General features: G+C 63.9%; 9 protein-coding genes. 8 read left to right on the top strand and 1 reads right to left on the bottom strand.

Going from position 1 to position 7,307, the window contains the following annotated elements; genetic code table 11:
* Positions 1 to 20: 20 nt before the first annotated feature.
* Complete coding sequence (locus ABZ883_RS13285; protein WP_360905723.1) at positions 21 to 356, bottom strand: YbaB/EbfC family nucleoid-associated protein; 336 nt, start codon at positions 354 to 356, stop codon at positions 21 to 23.
* An 80-nt stretch (positions 357 to 436) separates the two neighbouring features.
* Here ABZ883_RS13285 and ABZ883_RS13280 point away from each other — a divergent pair, with 80 nt between their 5' ends.
* From ABZ883_RS13280 to ABZ883_RS13245, 8 genes are all read left to right on the top strand, one after another.
* Positions 437 to 865: a transposase gene (locus ABZ883_RS13280; protein ID WP_360905722.1), complete on the top strand. Its 429-nt coding sequence runs from the start codon at positions 437 to 439 to the stop codon at positions 863 to 865.
* 109 nt (positions 866 to 974) lie between these two features.
* Positions 975 to 1,103 (top strand): hypothetical protein, encoded by a 129-nt coding sequence (locus ABZ883_RS13275; protein WP_360905721.1) that lies wholly within the window; start codon positions 975 to 977, stop codon positions 1,101 to 1,103.
* A gap of 329 nt (positions 1,104 to 1,432) precedes the next feature.
* A complete protein-coding gene (locus tag ABZ883_RS13270) occupies positions 1,433 to 2,437 on the top strand; it encodes a ricin-type beta-trefoil lectin domain protein (protein WP_360905855.1) in 1,005 nt (334 codons plus the stop codon).
* A gap of 189 nt (positions 2,438 to 2,626) precedes the next feature.
* Complete coding sequence (locus ABZ883_RS13265; protein WP_360905720.1) at positions 2,627 to 2,962, top strand: YbaB/EbfC family nucleoid-associated protein; 336 nt, start codon at positions 2,627 to 2,629, stop codon at positions 2,960 to 2,962.
* 838 nt (positions 2,963 to 3,800) lie between these two features.
* Complete coding sequence (locus ABZ883_RS13260; RefSeq protein WP_360905719.1) at positions 3,801 to 4,427, top strand: SMI1/KNR4 family protein; 627 nt, start codon at positions 3,801 to 3,803, stop codon at positions 4,425 to 4,427.
* 1,000 nt (positions 4,428 to 5,427) lie between these two features.
* Positions 5,428 to 6,114, top strand: coding sequence for a histidine kinase (locus ABZ883_RS13255; protein WP_360905718.1), 687 nt, complete (start codon positions 5,428 to 5,430; stop codon positions 6,112 to 6,114).
* On the top strand, positions 6,111 to 6,800 hold the full coding sequence (locus ABZ883_RS13250; RefSeq protein WP_360905717.1) for a response regulator transcription factor: 690 nt from the start codon (positions 6,111 to 6,113) through the stop codon (positions 6,798 to 6,800). The genes ABZ883_RS13255 and ABZ883_RS13250 overlap by 4 nt, the downstream gene beginning before the upstream one ends.
* A gap of 213 nt (positions 6,801 to 7,013) precedes the next feature.
* Positions 7,014 to 7,283: a hypothetical protein gene (locus tag ABZ883_RS13245; protein WP_360905716.1), complete on the top strand. Its 270-nt coding sequence runs from the start codon at positions 7,014 to 7,016 to the stop codon at positions 7,281 to 7,283.
* Positions 7,284 to 7,307 lie beyond the last annotated feature (24 nt).

The following is a 7,307-nucleotide window of genomic DNA, read 5'->3' as shown; positions in this document are numbered from 1 at the left end:
TCTCGGGGCTCAGCAGGACGTCAGCGGGACAAGTCCCCCAGCCCCGTGCGGAGCGACTCCAGCATGGGGACGAACTGCTCCTCCTGCCGGGCGGCCAGGGCGTGCTGCGCGTCCCGTACGGCGGAGACGATCATGTCGGCCAGGCCCTGGGCATTGCCCGGGTCGGCCACGACCGAGGAGATCGCCAGGTCCCGCAGCATGCCCTTGCTGTCGACGGTCGCCTTCACCGCGCCGCCGCCGGCTGTGCCCTGGACGGTCAGCGCGCGGAACTCCTCCTGTGCGCGGGTGAGGTGCTGCTGGATCCGGCGGGTGTTGTCCAGCAGCTTCTGTATGGCGTGGCCGTCGTCGAGGTCCATGTCTTCCGTTCCGATCGTGTGGGGGCCGTCGTGCTGTGGGGCACCGCCGTCCTTCGAGCTTATGCGGCAGTCAACTTCGGGTGCCGGACAAGACCACCGAGGTCACCGGTTTCACCCGCCTGCTGGCGCCGTTCGACCTGGCCGGCGTCGTGGTGACCGCCGACGCTCTGCATACCCACCGCGACCACGCCAGGTGGCTGGTGGACGAGAAGAAGGCGCACTACGTGCTCGTGCTCAAGCGGAACCAGCCGACGCTGCACGATGCGCTGCGCTCCTTGCCATGGAAACAGGTGACCGCGCGGCGCTACGAGCGCGAGAGCGGACACGGGCGGCGCGAGACCCACTCGGTGCGCACCCTCACCGTCACCGACCTCGGCCTGGACTTCCCGCACGTGGCACAGGCGGCGAAGATCCACCGGCACCGCACCGACCTCAAGACCGGCAAGATCACCCGCAGACCGTCTACACCATCACCAACCTTCCGTCACGCGCGGCTTCGCCGCAGGTAATCGGCCAACTCGCCCACTCGCAGTGGGGTATCGAGGCTGTGCACCACGTCAGAGACACCACCTTCAGCGAAGACGCCTCGAAGATCCGAACCGGCACGGGCCGGAGAACATGGCCACGCTGCGCAACTTCGCGATCAGCACCCTGCGCACCGCCGGGCATCGCGGCATCGCCTCCAGCCTGCGCGAGGTCTCCTACACGCCCTTCACCCGCCCGCTGAACCTGATCGGCCTGCCCTGACCAGCGACGCCACATGATCATCACGACTTTGAATCAGCCCTGTCGTCGGACCGGAGTCGAACAGAGATCCCGATCTTGCCATGGCGCGCAGGCCATGAAAAGTCACGCCAGTCGATGCCCCAGCGCCGATGTGTTTGAAGGCGAATGACGGTCAGCACCGAAGTGTTTGGCGTCCCCGTATCGCGATCGCAAGCTGAGGCCGGACAACTCCTGCTACTTAAGTATCGGGTCACGTCGACGAAAGACGGCTGCCCAGTGCTTTGAGGGCTCTCTAGCCTGGAAGCGGACGGATAGCAACCACAATCCGAGTGGTGGCCGCAGGACTGGCCATGAGAGCGCGCAGTTGCGCGGTTCCATGTTTGCTCCGTCGTTTCGAACTCACAGGAGACCACGTGGCGCCCCAGCCCAAGCCGCAGGAGCCGGCCCTGCTCGACGGAGCATCTTCGCGCTTTGCGGACGCCTTCACGCGACGCACCACACAGCTTCGCGAAGGGGGCGTTCCGGGCGTGCGCCCGTGGACTTGGATAGCAGGTGCCGTCGCCTTCACGGCATGTGTGGTTCTGATCGTCTTTGCGGTCGCGTCGTTCGGAACCGGCCCCGACAAGAAGGACACCGTAAATGCGGAGACGGTTGCCTTGCGGCCCAGCGTGTCGCCGTCGAACGGTTCGCCGTCCGGCACTCCGTCGACGCCGGCTCCATCGGGGTCGCCGAGACGTCCGGTCGGCGCTGGCGGGCAGTCTCCCCGAGGGAGTGACAGCAACACTGTGGCTGAGGGTACCCGCAGTGCCACCCCGAGCCAGGGTTCCTCTGCACTGAACTCTTCATCCCCGCGACCGCAATCCGGTGCCACTACTCGTGCGGGGGCCGGTTCCGGAAGTTCGCGCGGAGTCGGTGGCGGGGCCTCGGCCAGGGCCACACAGCAGGCGCAGGGCACCACGTACCCGGGTGTCGCCGTTTACAGTCACGCCAGCGGCCGCTGCGTGACCGCAGCCGGTGCCCGGACCTCACCGGCCAAGGTCGGCACATCTCTTGAGATCCGAGACTGCGCGGGAGGTTCGTGGCAGAAGGTCGACTTTCGTTCCGACGGAACTGCGCGAATGTTCGGCCTCTGTATGGAAATCGCGTGGGCTTCTCAGCAGAATGGTGCCGCTATCCAGCTTGCAAAGTGCAACGGTGGTTGGGCGCAGCAGTTCTGGCTCAACGGCTCGCATGACTTGGTGAACAGCGAGATCGGCAAGTGTGTCGATGTCACTGACGGGCACACTGTAAACGGGACGAGGCTCCAACTGTGGAGCTGTGCCGGCACTGACAACCAGAAGTGGAGCAAATACTGATCCACGTCCGGTCTCATGGTGTCCGCCGTGATTCCCTTTTGTGAGCTGGTACTCGTCCCAAGGCGGAGCCGACGCCCGTGTCACGCGGATCAGCGGACTTGCTCTGCTCGGCATCTTCATCCGTTCGACCGTCGAGGTATCTCTCCCCCCCCCGGGACGATGTCCAGTCAACGCAAGTGGAGCACACACATGGATCGTGGCAGCAGCTTCGACGTACAAAGGCTCCTGGCTACTGCCAGGGAACTTCAAGAGAAGGTGGCGCGGGCCCAGGAGGACTTGCAGACGGCAACCTTTCAGGGCGTGTCAGGGGGCGGCGCCGTCCGGGCGACGCTCAACGGCCGGGGCGACCTCGAGGGCTTGTCTATCTCGTCGGCAGTTGCCGACCCCGGCAACACGCAGGGGCTGGCTGATCTGATCGTCTCCGCCGTTCGCCATGCACAGCAAACGCTGGTTGCTCAGAATGAGCAGCGGCTGCTTCCTATGTTCGAAGGGCTCAATACGGAACTACGAAGTCTCCCGCGTTGAGCGACTCGGATCCGACCCGGGATGACTGCAGCTGAGAAGCCGTCGTCGACACGCGCAACCACGATGCGCGGCAGGATGTTCCGAGCAGGCGCGGATCGCCACTGTCCCTGGCTTCTCCAGTACTCGGCAGAGAGCCCTGTGCGCCTGAATTATCCCTAAGGTACCTTAGCCCTGCTGATCGCGCATTTGAAGGCAGGGTATCTGGAATTCGTCCCTTTCCGGGCAACGCGGGGGCGCGTGCTTTTTGTGAGTGGCGAACTTGCGTCTGACGTGATATGTAAGTGGATGTGATTCAGGTGCATTGCGCGGTTGCCTTCACAGGTGTCCCCATGGCTGCGCAGTGAGCCACCGAGAGCGGATATGGTCGCCTTTATGCGCTCGAAGAGTGGAGAGACTGGAGCACACCGGTTGTCCCGGCTCCCGCTTCCGGCGGAGCCGGGACAACCGCCTCCGCCCTGTGGCTGCTGGGCCTTTCGTGGCTCGCTCGGAGCGACGGAGAAAGTTCCGAAACGTCTGTTGCGGCAGTGTCCGCCGACGGACGTGGGATATGGCGGATACCGATCGCAACAGCAGTCGTCGTATTGGCTGGCGAGGTCGCGTGCAAGGGCCGCACTCGGCAAGAATGAGGAATTCACCCAGGAGGGCGGAACGCCTACTTCCAGTCAAGGGTGAGCTGATGGTTCAGCCGATCTCACCACGGATCGAGAAGAAATCGGAACTCATGCGGTCTGATACTTGCACGGATCCTTATTGTCATTCGGACACCGGTTGGAAACTTCATGCTAGTCGAAGTGTCGTGCATTAACGGCGTCTAGCGCGTCTGGTAGGAAGGATCGGCATGTCATTCTCAGACGCCTCTGTGCGGTCGTCATGGGCCAGGATCGACGCATGGCTTCGGCGCCACGCACCCGCGTCGTTTGCCGAGTTGGCTCCAGGAGCCTCCGCGGACGAGATTGAGTCAGCGCAGGCACAGCTGGGTCTGCGATTTCCTGCTGAACTCCTGGAGTCGTTGGCCTGCCACAACGGAGCGGAGAAATACTCCGGTGTCCTGCCCGCCGGAGCTCCTCTCGGATCGGCCGAGGCTGTGGACGTCTGGCAGATGCGCATGAGGCTTTCAGGAGAGGACGAGGAACCGGGCGGGAGCGACGGCGAACCGTGGTGGCATTGCAAGTGGATCCCCTGGTCCGAGACGGACGGTGACGTCCAGGTCATCGACATGCGGGTCGGTCCGGATCGGGGCAGGATCGGCTGGGCCGTGCGCGACGACTGCGGGCGGTTTGGCGAGGGCTGGGGTTGGTCCTCCTTGGGGACCTACCTTCATGAAGTCGCTGAAACCCTGGAGGTTGGCGGAACCGTGGGAGATTTGGGTCCCTACCTCACTTCGGAGTCGAAATTGATCTGGCTCCCTCCGGATGAAGCAGAGTACTGGGAACTTGCCCCGACTCCCGTTTCTCGGGATGCCTGATGAGCAGCTGGATGGCTCAGGTACACCTCTGGTGAGGGTGGACGCGCTCACTGCCACGTGTGGCGACACCGCGGCCTCGGCAAGCCGAGGCCGCGGTTCCACACTTCGAAGCTCCGAGTGTTCGTGTGGAAATTCCTGAGGCTTCCGCTCCTGCGCCAGGCGTTCGAAATATTTGTTTTCAGCAGTCACACGGGGTCAGGGGCATTCGCCATGTCCTGGAAGGCGTGAATCCCCCCGAGTGGCAGATGGCAGAAGCACCTTATTCCGGTCAGTGAGCCGAGAGAAGACGGCGGTGCGAGCGATGGATCCACTGCGCAGCCGGGCTCGTCGGGCCAAGGGCTGATCAGATCGGAATCGGCTCCTGTGCGACCCATTGGTCTCTTAACTCTGTGCCGACCGAATTGGATGGATCAGGAGTCTCGAATTGGACTGTCTGTAGCTTTCCTGGTGTCTTCTCGCATTATGAAGCAGGTCGGGTGGAAACCGTGTACGAGTGCACCTTGGTAGCGGAGTGTGAGATGCGGGCTTCCTGGACTGCACGGTAGGCCCGGAAGCCGGCTCCACGGTCGGGGAATGTTGATTTCAGGAGACACGCAGATCGTGCATGTGGCCTATCAGCGCCATTTAAAGGTGGAAGATCGCCACGACGCGGCTGAGGCGTTGCTCTGGTCGAAGGTGGTTCGTTCACGGCAGGACTGTCGGAATCGTCAAGGGTCATAGCGTGGTATCGATTTAAGGTACCTGTGCACCAAAAGAAGGGGCTACGGAGGGTGAAACGGCGTCGCGTACGGGCCAGGCTTGACGCGGGCGGTTCGATCGGTGAGGAGTACGCGGTGCACGGTGTGCAGGAGCGGCAGGGGTGAGTTCCGTCGAGTCGTCCCGAGGCTTGTGCTGGCTAGCCGCCTCAGCCGGCTGGGGCGCAGCCGCGGCGGTGGGCGTGTTGTGGATGCATGCACAGCGCCGGATGAGGATGCTGCCGAAGACGCGGGGTGAGCCGCCGGTGAGCGAGCAGCGTGATCGGGCCGAATGGGCCCGGGCTGAGGAGCGCCGTCGTATCGCCCGCGAACTGCACGATGTCGTTGCGCACCGGGTCGCATTGATGGTGTTGCATGCCGGAGCACTTGAGGTCAATGCTGCTGACCCGCGGACGGCAGAGGAGGCCTTGTTGATCCGCATCACTGGGCGGGAAGCGATGCAAGAATTGCGTGAGGTACTGGGAATGCTGCGTGATCCCGACGGTGTACGGGTGTTGGGACCCGATTTGGCCCCGCAGCCGACGCTGGACGACTTGGACCAGCTTCTGGAAGCCAGCTGTGCTGCAGGGCTGCCGGTGTCCCGTATGGACGAAGGCGAACCTCGGCCCGTGTCGCTTTCTGCGCAGCGCACTGCGTACCGGGTTGTGCAGGAATCTCTTACCAATGTGGCCAAGCACGCCGGGGCTGCACCGACCACGGTCACTCTGCGGCACGAGCGTCACCAATTGGTGATAACCGTGGAGAATTCTGCTCCCTCGAAACCGGTGGAGCTTCCACCTACGAGTGGCCTGGGGCTCGTCGGTCTCACCGAACGCGTTGTGCTTGTAGGCGGAAGCATCGACGCGCGGCCCAGTCTGAACGGCGGTTTCACTGTGACGGCGCGGATCCCCAACGTTCCGCCGTGCTCCACTGGGCAGGGGGTGCCGGAGTGATCCGCGTGCTGGTGGTCGACGACGAGGCGCTGGTGCGTTCCGGGCTACGGATGATCTTGGAAGCGGCTGGAGACATCTCCGTCGTTGCCGAGGCCCGTGATGGAGCCGAGGCGGTGCATGCGGCGCGGCAGTGCCGGCCTGATGTGGTCCTGCTGGACGTGAGGATGCCCGGAATGGATGGGCTCGCCGGAGCTGCGGCGCTGGCTGAGATCCCGGATCGTCCTCGAGTGATCATGCTGACCACGTTCCACCGGGACGAGTACGTTCATGCTGCACTGCGATCAGGCGCTGTGGGCTTTTTGCTGAAAGACACACCTCCCCACGACCTGGCCGAAGCCGTACGCATTGTGGCTGCGGGGAACGCGATGCTGTCGCCGACGGTCACGCGCCGTCTGATCACTTCATTTGCCCAGCGTGGTCCGTCCGTAGCTGATCAGGCTCGTGCCCGGTTGAACGTGCTGACCGATCGAGAATGCGAAGTGATTCGGGCCGTGGCGCGGGGGCTGTCGAACGCTGAAATCGGCAAAGAGCTGAGTATGGCCCAGGCGACAGTGAAAGCGCACGTCAGCCGAGCGCTTGCGAAGCTCGGTTTGAACAACCGCGTTCAGGCGGCGATCCTGGCGCACGACGCCCGCTGGGACAAAGTGGCGCCTGAATTGCCCACAGGAGTGTCCCGCGTCAAGTAATTGGCAGGTTTTCGGGTTCAGGAAACGTGGGGGCGCGTGGGTCGGCCTGGCCGGTGTGGACGTCGTGGGGCCGGTTCCAGGCGAGTGCCTCGTGCAGGCGGACCGTGTTGTATTCAAGCCGGTAGTCCTCGGCGTGGCGGACCAGGTCGAGGGCGTCGGGTATCTCCTCCAGGAACAGCTTCTCGTATTTCAGAGAGCCGAAGCCGCGCTCGCGTGATCCTTCTGCCCCGGCGTGCAGACCCGGGTGCGGACGTGCCGCAGCTCGGGCCTGGTGGCGATGAACGCCTCGAACCGGAACGAGGGGAACGAACCGCCGTTGTCGGTGACGATGGTGACGAGCGGCTGGACCGCGCCGTCGGTGTCGCGCGGAGCAATCTCCTCCAGCGGCCTGCCGCCCAGCAGTTCGGCCTAATTGATGGCGAGTTCGGCGGCGGCGATGGCGTCATGCTGGTTTGCGGTGGGCGCGATGTGTCAGCCTACTGACACGAAAAGTTCGGAGTGTGTGAG

It is taken from the genome of Streptomyces sp. NPDC046977 (genome assembly GCF_040644455.1).
GTDB lineage: Bacteria > Actinomycetota > Actinomycetes > Streptomycetales > Streptomycetaceae > Actinacidiphila.
Note: the sequence above shows the minus strand (reverse complement) of the source record. Positions and strands in the feature narration are given on the sequence as shown.